The sequence below is a fragment of the Kocuria sp. BT304 genome (assembly GCF_003290245.1).
GTDB classification, from domain to species: Bacteria; Actinomycetota; Actinomycetes; order Actinomycetales; family Micrococcaceae; genus Kocuria; species Kocuria rhizophila_A.
Window position 1 is genome coordinate 1380865 of sequence record NZ_CP030039.1, and the last position, 17812, is coordinate 1398676.

Below are 17812 nucleotides of genomic sequence, written 5' to 3' on the forward strand. Positions count from 1 at the left end.
ATGGCTCGGAACCCGGACGGAGCCCAGATTGGTGCCACGCTGAGGCACCAATCTGACCATGGCCTTTCTCCGTTCCGTGCCATCGCGGAGTCTGTCAGCGCCGAAGGCGGCGATCTCGTGGAGCGGGTGTCTGCGTTGATCGATCAGGCGCAGTCGTTCGCGGCCGCGCAGGTGAACGCGACCTTGACGCTGCGGAACTGGTACATCGGGCGGATGATCGACGTGGCCGTGCTTCACGAAGACCGTGCCGGGCACGACCAGGAAGTTGTCGCCTCACTGGGGCGACAACTGACCGCTCGGTACGGTCGAGGTTTCGAGCGGGCCAACCTCTACCGCATGGTTCAGTTCTCGCAGGCCTTCCCGGACGTCGAACTTGTCGCCTCACTGGGGCGACAAGTGAGTTGGACCCACTTCAAGACACTGTTGCCGGTTTCGAGTCCCGAGGCGAGAGCGTTCTATGTGAAGGAGACCATCGAGCGCCGACTTGGCGTTCGTGATCTGCGCCGGGCCATCGAGCGCAAAGCCTTCGAGCGTCGGGAGATCGCTGACTCGCAGATTCCAGAGGGATCGGCGGTGCCACTCGATGCCTTCCGTGATCCGATGCTGCTGGACATGCTGGGGCTCGCCGACACCTTCTTGGAGCGGGACCTCGAAGCCGCGCTCCGCCGTGACATGGAGTCCTTCCTGTTGGAGGTGGGGCGGGGGTGGGCGTTCGTTGAGCGCCAGAAGCGTATGACGTTCGACGGCGACGACTACTACCTCGATTTGCTGTTCTACTCGCGCCCGCTGCGCCGGTTGATCGCGGTGGAGTTGAAGGTTGGCAAGTTCAAGCCGAGCTACCAGGGGCAGATGAACTTTTATCTCAAGTGGCTGGATCGGCACGAGCGCCAGTCGGATGAAAACCCACCCATCGGTCTGATCCTGTGTACCGAGGCGAGCCGCGACCAGATCGAGCTGCTGGAGATGCATAAGGACGGGATTGTCGTGGCGGAGTACTGGACGGCCCTGCCGCCAAAGGCCGAGCTTGAGGCCAAGATCAGGGAAATCTACCGAGAGGCCCAGGAACGGCTCGCTCGTAGACAGATCGCAGCAGGCGGAGACGACGACAGTGATGAGTAGCAGGGATTGGCCGTTGTGGGGAGCGCCCTCGATGGTCGTAGGCAGTAGGTCATAGGAGACAGCGATGGCGATGAACAACCGAGATCGAGTGGGCAAGGCTTTCGACCTGCTCTCCGAGGGGCTGCTCGACGAGGTCGATGAGGTCATGACGCGGGCCTACAAGACCGCTGACTGGCCGGCCGCGTGGGCGAAGGAGGATGCCCAGCGCCGGGGCGGGCCGCTGCGCACCTTGACGAAGCACGATGTACAGGTGCAGCTTCGCGCCATCACGGAGCAGGGCTACCAGTTCAAGGACGTGCTCTCCCGCGCCCAGCAGGGATTCGCGTCCGAGCTGCGGGAGACCCGGAACCTGTGGGCGCACAACGAGCCCTTCAGCTCCGACGACGCCGCCCGCGCGCTGGACACTATTGAGCGGCTGCTCCACGCCGTCGGCGCGGTGGATTCCGCCGAGGACGTGCGGAAGTTGCGCGTCGATCTCCAGCGCACGGTGTTCGAGGATCAGACCCGCAAGCAGGTCAAGCGTACGAAGGTGTCCCTCGATCCGGGCTCTGGGCTTCGGCCGTGGCGTGAGGTGATCCGGCCTCACGATGATGTGGCGCGCGGCGCGTTCACTGCCTCGGAGTTTGCGGCCGACCTTCACCTTGTCCACACGGGTCAAGCGACGAGCCCCGAGTACGGCGATCCGGTCGAGTTCTTCACTCGCACCTATCTCACCGAGGGGCTGCGTGACCTGCTGTCGCGCGCACTTCGCCGCCTGAACGGCGAAGCAGGCGCCAGCCCAGTGGTGAACCTTCAAACCAACTTCGGCGGCGGCAAGACCCACTCGATGCTGGCGCTCTACCACCTGTTCAGCGGCACCCCGGTCAAGGACTTCCCGCAGGAGCTTCAGGAACTCATCGCAGCGAACGGCAACCCCGACCTCGGCGCGCTCGATGTCCGCCGGGTCGCGCTCGTCGGCACCTACCTGAAGGCCGGCTCGCCGATCATCAAGGACGACGGCACCGAGGTTCGCACGCTCTGGGGTGAACTCGCGTGGCAGCTCGGCGGGCGTGAAGCCTACGACCTGATCGCCGAGGACGATCGCGCTGGCACCAACCCCGGTGAGGCCTTGCGCACTCTGATCGTGCGCTACTCGCCGTCGCTGATCCTGATCGACGAATGGGTCGCCTACGCGCGCCAGCTCGTCACCGACAAAGAACTACCGTCGGGGTCGTTCGAGACGCAGTTCACCTTCGCGCAGTCCCTGACCGAGATCGTGCGCTCGGTACCGGGCGTGATGCTCGTCGTGTCGATCCCGGCCTCCGACACCGGCACCGAAGGGCGCGGCAGCGACATTGAGATCGGTGGCGCGAACGGGCAGCTCGCGCTCGAACGCCTCCAGAACGTGATCCGCCGCGTCGCGGACCAGTGGCGGCCGTCGAGCAAGGACGAGTCGTTCGAGATCGTGCGCCGCCGCCTGTTCCAAGCACCGAACGCCGAGGGACTCACCACCATCTCTGCCGTCGCGCGCAGCTTCGCGAACCTCTACCGGAACAACACCGCACTATTCCCTCGCGACGCGGCGTTACCGAACGATGACTACGAGAAGCGCATCCGCGCCTCCTACCCCCTGCATCCCGAACTGCTCGACCGGTTGTATGAGGACTGGTCAACGCTGGAGCGATTCCAACGCACCCGCGGTGTGCTGAAGCTCGTCTCGTCGATCGTGCACGAACTGTGGGCATCCAACGACACCTCACCGCTGATCCTGCCCGGCAACGTGCCCCTGGATGCGACGACCGTGAACACGGACCTGACGCAGTACCTCGAAGACCAGTGGAAGCCGATCATCGACTCCGACATCGACGGCCCCGGATCGACCGCTCAGCAGATCGACCTCGACCGCCCGAACCTGGGCCAGCGGTTCGTTACCCAGCGCATCGCGCGCTCGATCTTCATGGGCGCTGCCCCCAGGATCAAGAGCAGCCGCAAGGGGCTCGACAAGCAGTACCTCTGGCTCGGCACCGCGATCCCGGGCGACACGCTCGGGAACTTCGGCAGTGCCGTTGAGCTGCTCGCGCAGCGCTCGACGTACTTCTACGAAGAGCAGGGCCACTACTGGTTCGACACCCAACCGTCGGTTACGAAGACCGCGAACGACTACGCCGAGCGGCTCCGCGAGGATGTCGAGACGGTGTGGAACGAGATCAGCCGCCGCCTCCAAGGGGAAGAGAAGGCGCGGGGCGTGTTCGACCGCGTGCACATCGCGCCGTCGTCCTCGGCGGACATTCCCGATCTTCAGGACACGCGCCTGGTGATCGCTCATCCGCGGCATGCTCGCCGCAAGCAGGACGGCGCCGATTCGGCGGCGCACGCTTGGGTCCGTGACGCTATCGAGAGCAAGGGCGCGAGCCAGCGCATCCACCGCAACACGCTGATCTTCCTGCTCGCAGACAAGAGCGAACTGGAAAGCCTCGAAGCCGCTACCCGCAGTTACCTCGGCTGGAAGCGTGTGCAGGCAACGAGCGACAGCCTGAACCTCTCGGCGCAGCAGCGCAAGCAGACCGACGACTGGGTCTCCCGGCTCGATCAGACCGTCTCCGACCGTATCCGCGACACCTTCGTGTGGGCGGTCTACCCTGAGCAGTTCGACCCGACCAAACCGTTCGAACTTGTCGCCGACAGGGTGCCCGACTCCGGCGGCCGCTCGCTGGCCGAGCGCGTCAGCGCCAAGCTCGGGCGCGAGGACCAGCTCGTCACCGACTTCGGCGCGCCGATCCTCGGCGCCACACTGCGGGGCGAACTCGGCGCGCTCTGGCGCGACACAGCCGAGATCAGCGTTGGCGAGCTGTGGGGATACTTCACCCGGTACACCTACCTGCCTCGTCTCGTTCGACGCGAGGTGCTCGACGGTGCGATCCAGCAAGCGCTGACCACCGTCCTTGTCGACAGCGAACGCTTCGGCATCGCGGCAGGCAAGGACACCGACACCGGCCGCTACCGCGGCCTCGTCGTGCCGCCCGACCCGAACGCAAGCATCCAGGTCACGAACAGCACCCTGCTCATCGACGCCGACAAAGCGCAGGAACAGATTGACGCCGACCGGGCAGCAGCCCGAGAAGCCGCAGCCCGGCAGACAGAAGACGGCGCCGAGGGTGTCGGCCCGGTGGACTTCGCATGGACTGGAACCCATCAGCCCGCGTCCGACAGCGACGCGCTGTCTCCGGCCGAGTCTGCGCTCGAAGCAGCGCTTGCGCGCTTCTTCGGCTCGGTCAAGATCGACCCCGACCGCTACTCCCGCGACATCGGCAACGTCACCCGAGAAGTCATCGACCGACTCTCCGGAGCAGGTGCGCGCTTGGAGATCACCATCGACATCCAAGCCACAAAGCCCGAAGGCTTCGACGAGGCAGAAGTCCGCACCATCAGCGAGAACGCCCGCGTCCTCAAGTTCGATCCCAGCTCCGGCTTCGAGAAGAACTGAGCCCGCAGAGTATGTATCTGAAGCGGATAGAGGTCGAGGGTTACCGCGCCTCCGCGAACACACCAATCGTCTGCGAGCTGAGCGAACGCTTCTCGCTGATCCTTGGCGCGAACGGCTCAGGGAAGACGACGATCAACGAGGCGATCGCGTTGGCACATCCACGCAGTTTCCCTCGACTCGCACCGATAGACGCAACGGCGTTGGGAGCTACACCGCGTGCGGTTCGCGTTGAGTATGAGTTCGAGGCCGATGCGGCCCGCGAAGGTGCGCTGGGCAAGTATCGGAAAAGGCAAGGTCTTGGCGCTCCGAAGTGGGGCCGTCCGCTGGAACGCTCGCTCGGACAGGTCCGAGCTGGCCGACCCGTTGAGCCCGCGACCGAGTACGAGAGCGTTCGACTTGTCCACCTTCCTGCGTTGCGGAATCCGGTCGATGATCTCTCTCGCCGCGATGCGCGCATCCTCCTCGAACTGCTTCGCGCCGACGAGCGGAGACGCCCTGAGACTGGCGGGCTTCGATCCCTACGTGCGCAGGCCGAAGGGATGCTCAGCTCCCTCATCAAGCACCCGCTTGTCGGAAACGTCGAAGACCGTATCGCCGAGAACCTTCGGATCATCAGCGGCGGGGTTCACGAACACCATGCGTTCGTGGGCACCCAGACGGTCGACGATACCTACCTGGCCCGAGTGTTCGAGATGCTTGTGGGCCTGCTCCCAGACCGCGGCGAGGCTCGAAGATTGCAGGTGTCGAGTCTGGGGTACGTCAATCTGCTCCACATCGCGGTGACTCTCGCCGGCATCCCCGACGCCGGGAGCACACCGCTACCCGACGAGCCGCAGGAAGGTGCTGACGACGAAACAAGTTCGTCGTCTGAGGCGAGCGACGGCGAACTTGCCGATGCCGCGCGGGAGAGGCTCGCCCAGACCGCAGAGGCCGCTGACGCGGACGCAGACTCCTTCTACCCGGAACTCTTCCACGCGACGGTTCTGATTGAGGAACCGGAGGCGCATCTCCACCCACAGCTTCAATACGGGCTCATCCGCTATCTTCGTCGGCTGGTCGACGACCGCCCAGACATCCAGGTCATCGTGACCACGCACTCCGCCGACCTCGCAGCCGCCTGTGATCCCGAAGAACTTGTCGTAGTACGAAAGGACGCCGAGAACCGCACCCTCTCACGCCGAGTCGCCGACCTGCCAGTGAAAGAAGCGCTGAAGATTCAGTTGTTCCAACAGACTCGACTGCACCTCGACGCAACCCGGTCAGCAGCCCTGTTCGCCGACAGAGTGCTTGTGGTCGAGGGCGTGACAGAAGCCAGCATCCTCAGATTGCTCGGCCGCGCGTGGGCAGGAGACGATGCCACCCAGGTCGGATTCGTAGACGCACTCTCGATTCTTCCTGTCGGTCACAAGGTCGGGCAGTGGCCGATCCGTCTCCTTGCGACGCCGGGTCACGAACTTGCTACCCGCGTCGCCGCTGTCGCCGATACGGACCTGCGCGGCACGCCGCTGCCCGATCCTCAGCCACCCGCGTGGCATTCGAAACTCGATGGAAGTTCAGCACGCTTCTTCTGGTCGCAGCCCACGCTCGAACCATCACTCGTCGAGGGGAACGAAGAACTCATCGAACGAGCCTTCCTCGGGTGCAAGCTCAACGCGCCGGACCCCGTCACCGCCGACGCTGTTGATCAGTTCTTTGTTAGCCAATCTCGACACAAGGGCAAGTTCGCCCTCGCCCTCGCACTGGAGCTCGACAAGAGCCTTGGCACGGTCGTGGTGCCTACTCACATCGCCGACATGTTCGCGTGGCTCTATGACGGCACGGAGCCGGCATCAACTCCTGCGGACGACACCGACTGATTCCTCAATGATGCAACTAACCAATGCGCAGGTACTCGCCGCAGCGGCGCCGGACCGACTCGTCAACGTCGTGTCCGCACCTGGCAGTGGCAAGACGACGATTGCGGCGGAGCGGTATGGGTACCTTCGCTATCAGCGCGGTGATACTCGTGGTGTCCTTGGCCTGACGTTCAACCGCGCGGCTGCGGTAGAACTGCGTCGCCGGATTCATGCTCGCTGGGGCGAAAACTGCATCAGACCCGCGCATCGAGTCGTGACCTTCGATCACCTCCACATAGACCTACTGACCCGACTTCTCCGCCTCGGCCGTCTCACCTGGCCAAACGGAATCACGGCGCTCGATGTCCGCGATGACTACCGTGGCTTCAAGGGTTACCGGTTCCTACCGATCACCAGCTACGAACGGTTCGCCAGCCTGAACACGAACGGACATGTCGTCTCGAAGGGGCGCAAAGTGGCGAAGCCCGGCCCAGGGATCGGCGGTGTGGCCGATCATCGAGCTGTCCTCGACACCGGTGCGGTCAGCCACGAGGACGTTCGCAGTGTCCTGCGGGCTGCCCTGAAACTTGACGATATCCAGCGGGTCGCAGCGGACTGGTTGTCAGAGAGCTACCGCGCGCTGGTGATCGACGAGGTGTACGACGCAGATGATCTTGACCTCTATGTCGCCTACCTTGCTGCGGAAGTTGGCCTGTCGGTGACCCTCATCGGTGACCCGTGGCAGGCACTCTACAAGTGGCGGGGCGCGAAACCCGAGGTTGTCGAGGAGCTGCTGAGCGGCACCTCCGACCCGTTCAAGGCGTACGAGCAACCGGAGTCATTCCGATTCCGCGGCGAACAGATGCCTCAACTCGCGGTTGATCTGCGAGCCGGCCTCGGAGCGACACTGCCCGAGGTCGACAGTTCACAGATCGACGTCGCGCTCGCCCGGAATTGGACACAGCTGTGGTCTGTTGGAGACAACATCCTCCCGCTCTCCTTTCACACCGTGAACAACGCAACAGATGCGGCTCTAAATCTCCTGCTCGATGTGGTCACGCGATCACGGCTGGGGGCTCAGTCCTACGGCCGCGAGGGTGCGATCACGAAGCTCGGACTCGATCGTGACCGGTTCTTTGCGGAGCAGGAGGAGGTCTTCGCGCCCCTCATCGCTGGCCTACGCGAAGGCAGATCGGCGGCTGCCGTGCTCGATGAACTTCGCGAGGCGATCAAGGCGTTGGGTGCCCGCCGGCCGAATCGGCTATCCGACGAGAAGGAAGCCGCGGCTGAAGCTCAACTGGCTCGGCTTGCTGCCCGCTTGAACCAGCCGACTGTAGTTCCCGGTCTTACAATCTTCCAGGCCAAGGGGCGTGAGTGGGATCGGGTCGGTGTCGTGCTGTCTCGTGCGCAGGTCACTACACTGGCGTCGGGACTGCACGAACTCGATGAGGAGCACAGCATCATCTACGTCGCGATCACGCGCGCCAGGCGACTCTGCGGCAAACTCACGGATGGCGGCGCGGAGGATCAGGAGGAGGCCGACAATCAGCTACCGCTCAACATGTGAACTCGTCGTCTGCCGAACGCGGCCCGGCTCAACCCAGTTTCGCGTGTTCGCTCACACCGTCCCCCGGTGAACCCCGAACCGACGCGCCAGCGCATTCACGCTCACGCCCTGCGCACGGGCTGTTCGCGTAGCGTCCACTTCGGTGTCCGTGAGCCGTGTTCGAGTTCGTTTCTTTGGTTCCGCCGACGCCCCGATCAGCGGGTCATCGGCCCCGTCCTCGGACTCTGCATCCTCGCGGATGCCTTGATTCCACGCGGAGACCAGCCTCTCAACCCGAGGTCGCCTGTTCCCGCAACGTTCCATTGCGTCCACCACACAGGAAGAATCCCCTCCACCGATCACGGTGGAGGGGATTTTTCGTGCCCGCCCGTTCCTACCGGGCGTCGCGCCCGCGCGGTTGCCGCGCGGCGAGGGTCCGCGCGTCCACCAGCTCCACACCAGTGACCGCGCAGGACAGACCCCGGTGGTTGCGCGAGGGCACCACGGAGACCACCGCCACCAGCAGCCACAGGCCGATCAGCAGACTCAGCAGCCCCGCCGCAGTGGCCGGGAGCAGGGCCTCGGCGGTCCGGCCCACCACGTAGACCCCGCCGACCGACGCGGCGCGGGCCAGCGCCTGCCCCGCGGACACGGTGCGGGGAGGCAGGGACGCCGCGCGGGCGGCGGCGTCGGCGTCGGACAGCGCCGGGACCACGATCCACAGCAGACCCGGCAGCAGCACCGTGACGAGCACCTCCGCGGTGTGGCCGGGTCGCTACCAGCCCGTGACGTGCACCAGCATCGCCCACGCCACGGTGGCCGCGGTGCAGTCCAGCTCGGCGGGCACGGGCAGCGGGAGCAGGGTGTACGCGAACAGCCCCGCCGCGTAGAGACTGACGGCCAGCGCACCCAGCAGCCGAGGCACGGTCAGACGGCCGTAGTGCCGGTACTGCCAGACCAGCAGCGGGACGAGCACCGGCAGCGACAGCAGCGTCCCGCCGGCGAGGCCCATCACGAGCGGCCAGGTCCATTCGCCTATCTCCGACCGCTTCTCCTTCGTCGGCGGACTGCACGGGCGCGTGTCCCCGCCCGGGACGGTGGGCCCGGGCGGCCGACGACGACGCCAGGCCCACCGTACCGCGCAGCCGTGCCGATCGATCCGTGCGGCCCCGAGCCGAGAAGGGTCCCCGGTCGGCGGGGCTACGAGTCCGAGACCCCGGGGGAGAACCACCCCATCAACGCGATCCGGGACCTCGCGGCGGGCCTCGGCCGGGTGCGCGGTGTGGCCGACGCGGAGCAGTGCGCCCTCGTGAGGCACGTGCGCACATGAGGGTCACCATCCACCAGCCCGACCTGCTGACCTACTCCGGGTTCTGGTACAAGATGGCCGTCTCCGACGCGTTCGTCGTCTCCCGGCACGACCAGTTCCAGAAGCAGGGGTACCAGCGGCGCGTGCGGATGCGCGGCACGTGGGCCTCCCACCGGCTCGTGGGCGGACCCGGGCTCCAGGCGGGGCCGCGTGTCCCGCCCGGGACCGCCGCCGTGCGCGAAGTCCGGCCCCGGCGGAGGGCCGGCGTGTGCGGCCTGAAGGCGTGACCGCCTGCAGCCAGGGCCGCCTGCCGCCACGCAGCCCTCGGCGGGCCGTCGGCCGGGGTGGTGCGGTTCCGCGCACCGTGGGCGGGCGGAGCGGACCCGACGCCCGCCCGGTCAGGGCGCCGGAGTCGGCCCCGCGGCGGCGTCGTCGGGGGAGCCGGAGAACCACACGAGCAGCGCCCCCGCCGCGACCACCAGCAGGATGCCCAGCAGCGCAGTGAGCCGCAGGCTCTCACCCAGCACGGTGAGCCCCACCACGGCCCCCAGGGCGGGGTCGAACGCGAAGAGCACGCCGATCACCCGCGCGGAGGTGACCCGCCCGGCCAGCGCGTCCACCGTGCCCGGGACGGCCACCCCGAGCACGGCGGAGACCGCGAGCCACCCCCAGTCCGGTGCCGTGACCTCGGGGACCCGTGCCACCGCGAACGGCGCGGTGCACAGGGCCGCGACGCCCACGGACAGGGCCACGCCGTCCAGACCGCCCCCTGCCGCGCCGACCCGCGCGGCGAACACCGTGTACAGCCCGAAGAAGACCGCGGCGAGCAGCCCCGCGGCGTAGCCGAGCGCGTCGAAGTACCCGGAGGGCCCCGCCGAGATCAGCACGACGCCGCCCAGGGACAGCAGCGCGCACGCACCCTCCCTGACCCTGCGGGCCGCCACGAGGGCCACCGCGCACGGGCCCAGGAACTCGAGCGTCACGGCCACTCCCAGGGGGAGCCGGTCGACGGCCGCGTAGAGACTCACGTTCATGGCCGCCATCGCGGCACCGTAGCCCACGATCCCGAGCCACTCCGAGCGCGAACGGCGGCGCACCCGAGGGCGCACGAGCACCAGCAGCAGGGCGGCGGCGATCAGCATGCGCAGCGCACTGGTGCCCACGGTGCCGTAGGACGCGAACAGCGTGGAGGAGATCGCCGAGGACAGCTGGATGGCCGCCGAGCCCACGAACACGAGACCGGTGGCGGTGAGCACCGCCCGGCGGGAGAGCACCGGTGAGGTCACGGGACTCCTCCGGGGACGGGGCGGGAACTGGGACGGGGCACCGGGCCACGGTATCGGACGCCGCCGCGCTCGACGCCGCCTCAGCACCCGGCCCGGGGAACACCCGTGCTCCGGCTGCCCGACCGTGTCCGGGGACCTCGGCACCCCGGGGTGCCGACCCCCAGCGCGCCCGCACGGCGGTCATGGAACGCGCGGGGACGGTCGGGGCTGGCCGGGGCGCTCGCCGTCCTACTCGGGACGCTCGCCGGCCGGTCGGGGTGGGCCCGGGCGCGGAGTAGCATGACCGCCATGCCCAGAAGACCCGCGCCGTCCGCCGCGGCGCCGCTCAGGCGTCGCAGTGCGGCGGTCGTCGCGGTGGCACTGCTGCTGGCCACCACCGTGCTCACGGCGCTCACCGCGTGCGCCCCGGACCCGGTGCCCACCACCGACTGCACCCACTACGGACTGGCCGCGGACGACCCCCGGGCCCGCCCCCACACCGTCACCCGCGCCACGCAGGAGACGGACGGGGACCAGACCCAGGCCGGGGCCCTCGGCCGGCTGGACCAGAGCTTCACGCACGGGGACACCACCAGCAGCTTCCACGTGGTGGACGGCGGGGTGGACCCCTCCCGGCCCGTGGGCCTCGTGGTGGACCTGCACGGGGACGGCGGCGCCGAGTTCTACGAACCCGGGGGCCGCACCACGTGCCTCGCGGCGGTCGCGGCGTCGCACAACGCGCTGCTCGCGGTGCCCCTGACCCCGGACGGCGCGGAGGACCGCACGTGGTGGCAGGAGATCGGGCCCAACCTGCGCTGGCTGCGCGCGCTCACGGAGGAGAAGCTGCTCACCGACCTTCCCGTGGCCCGGGACCGGGTCACCTGGATGGGCTACTCCGGTGGTGCCGAGATGATGACCTACGGGGTGCTCAGTGGCGCCCGCGACCTCGTGACCGGTGGGGCTGTGATGATCGGTGGCGGCGGCGCGCCCGACGCGCTGGTGCAGCCCGCCACGGCTCGACAGAAGAAGGACCTGCCCCTGTGGTGGGCCACGGGCTCGAACGACGTGGGCACGGACCCGAACGCCGACTTCGACGCCCTGCGGGCCGCCCGCGAGGGGCAGCGGTTCTACGAGGAGCGCGGGTTCCGGCGCACCCGGCTGCACGTGGCGCAGGGGCGCGACCACTTCGACATGCCCGACGCCGCCATCCTCGACGAGCTGCTCGGCGCGGAGGAGCCCTCTCCCACGGCCACGCGCTGAGCCGGGACACTGCGGCTCTAGTGGGCCGACACGTTCGGCACGGGGGGTGCGGTGCTGACGGGCCGACGCCGATCGGCGCCGGGGTGGTGCGACACCGGTGAGCTGACGCCGTTCGTTACGGGAACGTCGCGGTGCGGACGGGCCGGCGCCGGGGCGGGCAGGTTCCGACGCACTCGCGGGTCGCGAGCGCCGTGATCTCCATGCATCTGGGGAAGCATTGCACCCCCGTTCCGCCCTGCCGTATCCTGTGGAGCACAGACTGGGCCGGCAGGGGGATGCAACGCTGGGCACCAGGGCGCGCACGGGGGTGACGCGCCGTCGCACCGGGTCGGGGGACCCGGCAGACACGATCCGATCAGCCACAGCCGTGCGGGCACTCCGCCGGCCGCGTCCGCGTCCCCCTGCGTCAGGTCCTCAGCCGAGGGGGAACGAAGAACCAGTGGACCGTCATGATCTCAACGCAGGGCCCGCACCCGAGCCCGCCCCGGGTGCCGCGGCCCCGGACCGCGCGGTGTACCCGGTGCAGCAGCCGCCGCCACCGCGCACACTCGTGGACATCGTGCTGGACACGGTGGCCCGCTTCCCGGACGCGATCGCCCTGGAGGACGAGCACGAGTTCGTGCCCTACGGGGAGCTCGAGGACCGCATCGAGACCCACGTGCAGCGGCTGTGGGACCTGGGCATCGGACGCGGGGACCGCGTGGGCGTGCGCGTGCCCTCGGGCGGGGTGGACCTGTACGTGGCCATCCTGGCCACGCTGTTCGCCGGCGCCGCCTACGTCCCCGTGGACTGGGACGACCCCGACGAGCGCGCCCACACCGTGTGGGAGGAGGCCGGCGTGGCCGCGGTCTTCGGACAGGGCCTCGAACTGACCCGACGTCCGGACGTGAGCACCGGAGAGCGCACGGAGACCCCCCGCACGCGCGACGACGCCTGGATCATCTTCACCTCCGGGTCCACGGGCAAGCCCAAGGGTGTGGCGATCAGCCACCGCTCGGCGGCGGCCCTCGTGGACGCGGAGGCCATGATGTACCTCCAGCGCCGCCCGCTCGCCCCCGGGGACCGTGTGATGGCCGGGCTGTCGGTCGCGTTCGACGCCTCGTGCGAGGAGATGTGGCTCGCGTGGCGCCACGGGGCCACCCTGGTGCCCGCCCCGCGCAGCATCGTGCGCTCCGGTCCGGACCTGGGCCAGTGGATCGTGGACCGGCAGATCACGGCGGTCTCCACCGTGCCCACGCTGGCGTCCCTGTGGCCCAGCGAGGCCCTGGACCGCGTGCGGCTGCTGATCTTCGGCGGGGAGGCGTGCCCGCTCGAGCTGACCCGGCACCTGGTGCGGCCCGGGCGCGAGGTGTGGAACACCTACGGCCCCACCGAGGCCACCGTGATCGCCACGGGCGCCCTGCTCACGGGGGAGGCGCCCGTGCGGATCGGGCTGGCCGTGCCCGGGTGGGAGCTCGCCGTCGTGGACGCCCAGGGTGAGCCCGTGGCCTGGGGCGAGACCGGCGAGCTGATCATCGGCGGCGTGGGTCTGGGCCGCTACCTGGACCCCGCCAAGGACGCCGAGAAGTACGCGCCCCTGGAGTCGCTCGGGTGGGAGCGCGCCTACCGCTCCGGCGACGTGGTGCGCGCGGACCCGGAGGGGATCGTGTTCGCGGGCCGCGCCGACGACCAGGTCAAGGTCTCTGGCCGACGCATCGAGCTCGGCGAGATCGACACCCAGATGACCCGGGTGCCGGGCGTGAAGCTCGGCGCGTGCGCCGTGCACTCGACCCCCGGCGGCGGCAGCGTGATCGCCGGCTACCTGGTGCCCGAGTTCGAGGGATCGGTGGAGCTCTCCGAGGCCCGGCGCTGGCTCGTGGAGCGGCTCCCGGGGCAGATGGTGCCCGCACTGTGCATCATGGACGAGCTGCCCATGAAGACCTCCGGCAAGGTGGACCGCAAGGCCCTGCCGTGGCCGCTCCCGAACACCACCGAGGACGGCTCCGCGCCGCTGGCGGGAGACCTCGCGTGGCTCGCGGAACTGTGGGCGGACCAGCTGGGTCCGCTGCCGTTCACGGCGGACAGCGACTTCTTCGCCATGGGCGGCAGCTCCGTGGCGCTCGCCCGGCTGGTCTCGGCCCTGCGCCGGACCCACCCGGACACCGAGATCGCCAAGATCTACGCCCACCCCACCCTGGAGGGGATGGCCGGCTACCTGGCCACCCTCGGGGAGTCCCACGACGTCAAGCGCGACCCCCGCCCCACCCCCGCGGCTGCGGGCTGGCTCCAGGGGCTGTTCGTGCTGGCGCTCAACGTGGTCAACGGCTTCCGCTACGTGCTGGGCTCGCTGATCGTGGTCTGGCTGCTCGCGGTGCTGGCCGACGCCGGATGGGTGCCGCGTCCGCCGCTGCTGCCGCTCGTGCTGGGCTGGCTCGTGATGTTCTCCCTGCCCGGGCGGGTGCTCGTGGGTGCCGCCGTGGTGCGGCTGCTCACGGCCGGTCTGCGGCCCGGGCACTACCCGCGCGGCGGCTGGAACCACCTGCGCGTGTGGGCGGCCGAGCGCGTGGTGGTCTACAACAAGTACGACCTGCTCACGGGCACGCCCATGGCGCGCGGGCTGCACCGGCTGTTCGGCAACAGGATCGGCGCGGACGCCCACCTGTACAACACCCCGCCGGTCACGGGCCTGGTGAGCGTGGGCGAGCACGCCACCGTCGAGTTCGAGGCGGACCTCTCGGGGTACTGGCTCGACGGTGACGTCTTCCACGTGGGGGCCATCGAGATCGGGGACCACGCCCGCGTGGGCACCCGCACCCTGGTGGACCCCGGCATGCGGGTGGGCAGCGGCGCCGAGGTGCTGCCGGGCTCGCACGTGAGCCGCAGCATCCCGGACGGCGAGCTGTGGGGCGGTTCCCCGCTGCGCCACCACGGCCACGCCGGGCGCACGTGGCCCGCGGACACCCCCGAGCAGGTGGGGGGTCTGCGCACGTGGGGCCGTTTCACGTCCCACCTCGCGTACTCGGCGGGTGTGCTGCTGGTGGGTCTGCTGCCCTTCCTGGCGCTGATCCCCGGGGCCCTGATCGTGCTGACCCGGGTGGTCACCATCCAGGAGTACGAGATCGTGTTCCCGATCGTGGCGGTCTGGGTGCCGGTGTTCACCGTGGTCACCGCGGTGGTGTGGCTGCTGCTGGTGGTGGCGCTGGTGCGGCTGGTGGCCGGCGCGATCGTGCCCGGCTACTTCCCGCAGGTCGGCCCCGTGGGATGGGCCATGTGGCTCACCGAGACCCTCATGCAGCGCACCCTGATCTCCACCTACCCGCTCTACGCCTCGTGCATCACCCCGTGGTTCATGCGGCTGCTCGGCGCCAACGTGGGGCGCAACGTGGAGATCTCCACGGCCGAGACCATTCCCCACCTCACGACCCTCAAGGACGGCTCGTTCCTCGCGGACCACTCGCTCGTGACGTCCCACCGTGCGGGCTTCGGCTGGCTGCACGTGGGCACCTCCGTGATCGGCGAGCGCACCTTCGTGGGCAACTCCGGGATCGTGGGCCCGGACCGGGACCTGCCGGCCGACGCCCTCGTGGCGGTGCTCAGCTCCGCGCCGCACCGGGCGCCCACCGGCTCCTCGTGGCTCGGACGCACCGCGGAGCCGATCGCCCGTGCCAGGACGGACGCGGACGCGGAGTCCACGTTCCAGCCGCAGCGCCGGCTCAAGGCGGCGCGCGCGTTCGTGGAGGCCTTCCGCTTCCTGCCCGCCATGGTCTCGGCGTGGCTGGACCTGGTGATCGTGTACGTGCTCACGGGCATCTACATGTCCCACGGGATGGGGTGGTCCGGTGTGCTGGCCGCGTTCGCGTGGTCCGGCGTGGTGCTCACCGCGGCCAGCACGCTCGCGTGCCTCGTGCCGGTGCTGGTGAAGTGGGCCCTGATGGGCCGCTTCCGCGCCGGCGAACGGCCGCTGTTCAGCTCGTTCGTGTGGCGCAACGAGCTCACGGACGTGTTCGCCGAGTCCCTGGCCGTGCCCTCCATGATCCGGCTCAGCGTGGGGTCGCCCATGTTCAACGCCTGGGCGCGGCTGATGGGATCGCACATCGGCCGCGGCGTGTGGTGCGAGACCTGGTGGCTGCCCGAGTTCGACCTGGTCCGCCTCGAGGACAACGTGTCCGTCAACCGCGGCACCGTGCTGCAGACCCACCTGTTCCACGACCGCATCATGCGCATGGAGCCCGTGACCATGCGCCGGGGCTCCACCCTGGGGCCCAACACCTTCGTGCTGCCGGGTGCCACCATCGAGGAGCGCACCACGGTGGCCCCGGGGTCCCTGGTGATGCGCCAGGAGACCGTGCCCTCGGACGGCAACTGGGGCGGCAACCCCATCCGCCACCTCGCCCCCGGGGACCAGGTGGTCAGCGCGCAGTTGGTGCCCACCGCGGCACCGGCCACGCGCCGGGGCGCCCACGCGGCGTCGTCGTCAGCCGAGCCCGCCACCGGGCCCGTAGCCGAGCCTGCCGCCGTGCGGCCCGCCGGGTCCAGCGCGGCGGGCCCGGCCACGGAAGTCCTGACCACGGGGGCGCGCCCCGCCCAGCACGAGGGAGTCACCGAATGACCCAGCAGAGTCTGCACGAGACCGTGCCCGAGGGGGACCTGCCACCGGGGCAGCGGCCCCAGCCAGGACCCCGCCCACCGCGCGAGGTGTGGCTCGGGGACCGGGGCGACGAGGGGCGCACCGCCGCGGAGAGCGAGCTGTGGACCGCAGCCACCCCCGTGGTCACCGCACCGCCGCGCTCCACCACCGCGCCCCGGCAGGGCGCGGTGACGCGCAACGTGACCAGCGCGGACGGGCGCCGCACCCGGCGGCGGATCATGGGTGTGGACGTCGCCCGCGGGTTCGCGCTCGTGGGCATGATCGCGGTGCACGTGCTCCCGGCGGTGTCCGAGGCCACCGGGGAGGCGTCCCTGGAGTGGCGGCTGTTCGCGGGCCACTCGGCCGCGCTGTTCGCCACGCTGGCCGGGGTGAGCCTCGCGTTCATGACCGGCGGGCGCCACCCGCGCCGGGGCCGGGACGGCACCCGGGCGCGGGTGTCCATCCTCGTGCGTGCGCTCGTGCTGTTCGTGATCGGACTGAGCATCAACCTGCTGGAGCTGCCGGTCTACAACATCCTCATCTACTACGGTCTGATGTTCCTGGTGGCGATCCCCTTCACGGTGCTCAGCGTGCGGTGGCTGCTGACGTGCTCGGCGCTGTTCGCCGTGGTGACGCCCTTCTTGATGCAGTGGTCGCTGTCCGTGCTGCCCGCGCACGTGTACGGCAACCCGGGGTTCGCGGAGCTGTTCACGGATCCCACCGCGGTGTTCGCGGAACTGTTCCTCACCGGCACCTACCCCGCGCTGCCGTGGATGACGTTCATCTGCCTGGGCATGGCCCTGGGCCGGCTGCCGCTGTCCCGGGACCGGGTGCAGGTGCTGCTGGTGATCGTGGGCGCGGTGCTGGCCGCGGCCGCCCGGGGCTTGTCCCTGCTCATGCTCCTGCGCTTCGACCTCGAGAACGCCCTGGTGGACGCGACCCCGTGGATGACGGCGGACGACGTGTGGAACATCCAGATCTACGGGCCGGATCCCCAGCTGCCGGACACCTCCTACCTGTGGCTGCTGCTGAGCGGGCCGCACACGAACACCCCGTTCGCGCTGCTCGAGAGCGCCGGGCTGGCCATGGTGGCCCTGGGGGCGTTCCTGCTGCTGTGCCGGGTGATCGGCAAGTGGCTCACGTGGCTCGGGGCCATGGGCTCCATGACCCTCACGCTCTACGTGTCCCACTTGGTGCTGCTGGCCTTCGTGTGGACGGACACCACGCCCTGGTTCTGGTTCCTGGTGCAAGTGGCCGTCGCGGCGCTCTTCGCGGTCGCGTGGCAGCAGGCCGTGGGCAACGGACCGTTGGAGCGGCTGGTCACCCGGGTGTCCAAGGGCGCGGCGGCCGCGGTGGTCCCGGACCGCCGGGGGCGGCGCCGGGCGGAGACCCCGCCGCGGTAGACCCAA

General features: G+C 69.4%; 12 protein-coding genes. 9 read left to right on the forward strand and 3 right to left on the reverse strand.

The window, feature by feature from the left end:
- The 4 genes from DNL27_RS06215 to DNL27_RS12135 all read left to right on the forward strand — a co-directional run bounded on the left by DNL27_RS06215 (position 1) and on the right by DNL27_RS12135 (position 7984).
- Complete coding sequence (locus DNL27_RS06215) at positions 1–1119, forward strand: YhcG family protein (RefSeq protein ID WP_112235017.1); 1119 nt, start codon at positions 1–3, stop codon at positions 1117–1119.
- Positions 1120–1183: 64 nt separating this feature from the next.
- On the forward strand, positions 1184–4582 hold the full coding sequence (locus tag DNL27_RS06220; RefSeq protein WP_112235018.1) for a DUF499 domain-containing protein: 3399 nt from the start codon (positions 1184–1186) through the stop codon (positions 4580–4582).
- An 11-nt stretch (positions 4583–4593) separates the two neighbouring features.
- Positions 4594–6438 (forward strand): ATP-dependent endonuclease, encoded by a 1845-nt coding sequence (locus DNL27_RS06225; RefSeq protein ID WP_112235019.1) that lies wholly within the window; start codon positions 4594–4596, stop codon positions 6436–6438.
- A gap of 7 nt (positions 6439–6445) precedes the next feature.
- The gene (locus tag DNL27_RS12135; protein ID WP_162627103.1) at positions 6446–7984 is read left to right on the forward strand and encodes a UvrD-helicase domain-containing protein; all 1539 of its coding nucleotides are present in this window, start codon (positions 6446–6448) and stop codon (positions 7982–7984) included.
- A gap of 373 nt (positions 7985–8357) precedes the next feature.
- Here DNL27_RS12135 and DNL27_RS06240 read toward each other — a convergent pair whose 3' ends face one another.
- Both DNL27_RS06240 and DNL27_RS06245 read right to left on the reverse strand, forming a co-directional pair.
- On the reverse strand, positions 8358–8717 hold the full coding sequence (locus tag DNL27_RS06240; protein WP_112235020.1) for a hypothetical protein: 360 nt from the start codon (positions 8715–8717) through the stop codon (positions 8358–8360).
- A gap of 21 nt (positions 8718–8738) precedes the next feature.
- Positions 8739–8978: a hypothetical protein gene (locus DNL27_RS06245; RefSeq protein WP_162627104.1), complete on the reverse strand. Its 240-nt coding sequence runs from the start codon at positions 8976–8978 to the stop codon at positions 8739–8741.
- Between the two features lie 132 nt (positions 8979–9110).
- Between DNL27_RS06245 and DNL27_RS06250 the strand changes: the two genes are divergently transcribed.
- On the forward strand, positions 9111–9293 hold the full coding sequence (locus tag DNL27_RS06250) for a hypothetical protein (RefSeq protein WP_112235022.1): 183 nt from the start codon (positions 9111–9113) through the stop codon (positions 9291–9293).
- Entirely contained in the window at positions 9290–9559 is a 270-nt protein-coding gene (locus tag DNL27_RS06255) for a WbqC family protein (RefSeq protein ID WP_112235023.1), read from the forward strand. Before DNL27_RS06250 ends, DNL27_RS06255 begins: the two co-directional genes overlap by 4 nt.
- 111 nt (positions 9560–9670) lie before the next feature.
- Here the strand turns inward: DNL27_RS06255 and DNL27_RS06260 are convergent, their stop codons facing one another.
- On the reverse strand, positions 9671–10558 hold the full coding sequence (locus DNL27_RS06260) for a DMT family transporter (protein WP_112235024.1): 888 nt from the start codon (positions 10556–10558) through the stop codon (positions 9671–9673).
- A 288-nt stretch (positions 10559–10846) separates the two neighbouring features.
- Between DNL27_RS06260 and DNL27_RS06265 the strand changes: the two genes are divergently transcribed.
- The 3 genes from DNL27_RS06265 to DNL27_RS06275 all read left to right on the forward strand — a co-directional run bounded on the left by DNL27_RS06265 (position 10847) and on the right by DNL27_RS06275 (position 17806).
- On the forward strand, positions 10847–11797 hold the full coding sequence (locus DNL27_RS06265; protein ID WP_226905886.1) for a hypothetical protein: 951 nt from the start codon (positions 10847–10849) through the stop codon (positions 11795–11797).
- A 439-nt stretch (positions 11798–12236) separates the two neighbouring features.
- The gene (locus DNL27_RS06270) at positions 12237–16385 is read left to right on the forward strand and encodes a Pls/PosA family non-ribosomal peptide synthetase (protein ID WP_112235025.1); all 4149 of its coding nucleotides are present in this window, start codon (positions 12237–12239) and stop codon (positions 16383–16385) included.
- Positions 16382–17806 (forward strand): DUF418 domain-containing protein, encoded by a 1425-nt coding sequence (locus tag DNL27_RS06275; RefSeq protein WP_234449171.1) that lies wholly within the window; start codon positions 16382–16384, stop codon positions 17804–17806. Before DNL27_RS06270 ends, DNL27_RS06275 begins: the two co-directional genes overlap by 4 nt.
- The last annotated feature ends 6 nt before the right edge of the window (positions 17807–17812 follow it).

Excerpts from the sequence above, each read along its gene's own strand:
- DNL27_RS06215 (WP_112235017.1), top strand. The coding sequence starts at position 1 with ATGGCTCGGAACCCGGACGGAGCCCAGATTGGTGCCACGCTGAGGCAC.
- DNL27_RS06220 (WP_112235018.1), top strand. The coding sequence starts at position 1,184 with ATGGCGATGAACAACCGAGATCGAGTGGGCAAGGCTTTCGACCTGCTC.
- DNL27_RS06225 (WP_112235019.1), top strand. The coding sequence starts at position 4,594 with ATGTATCTGAAGCGGATAGAGGTCGAGGGTTACCGCGCCTCCGCGAAC.
- DNL27_RS12135 (WP_162627103.1), top strand. The coding sequence starts at position 6,446 with ATGATGCAACTAACCAATGCGCAGGTACTCGCCGCAGCGGCGCCGGAC.
- DNL27_RS06255 (WP_112235023.1), top strand. The coding sequence starts at position 9,290 with ATGAGGGTCACCATCCACCAGCCCGACCTGCTGACCTACTCCGGGTTC.
- DNL27_RS06265 (WP_226905886.1), top strand. The coding sequence starts at position 10,847 with ATGCCCAGAAGACCCGCGCCGTCCGCCGCGGCGCCGCTCAGGCGTCGC.
- DNL27_RS06275 (WP_234449171.1), top strand. The coding sequence starts at position 16,382 with ATGACCCAGCAGAGTCTGCACGAGACCGTGCCCGAGGGGGACCTGCCA.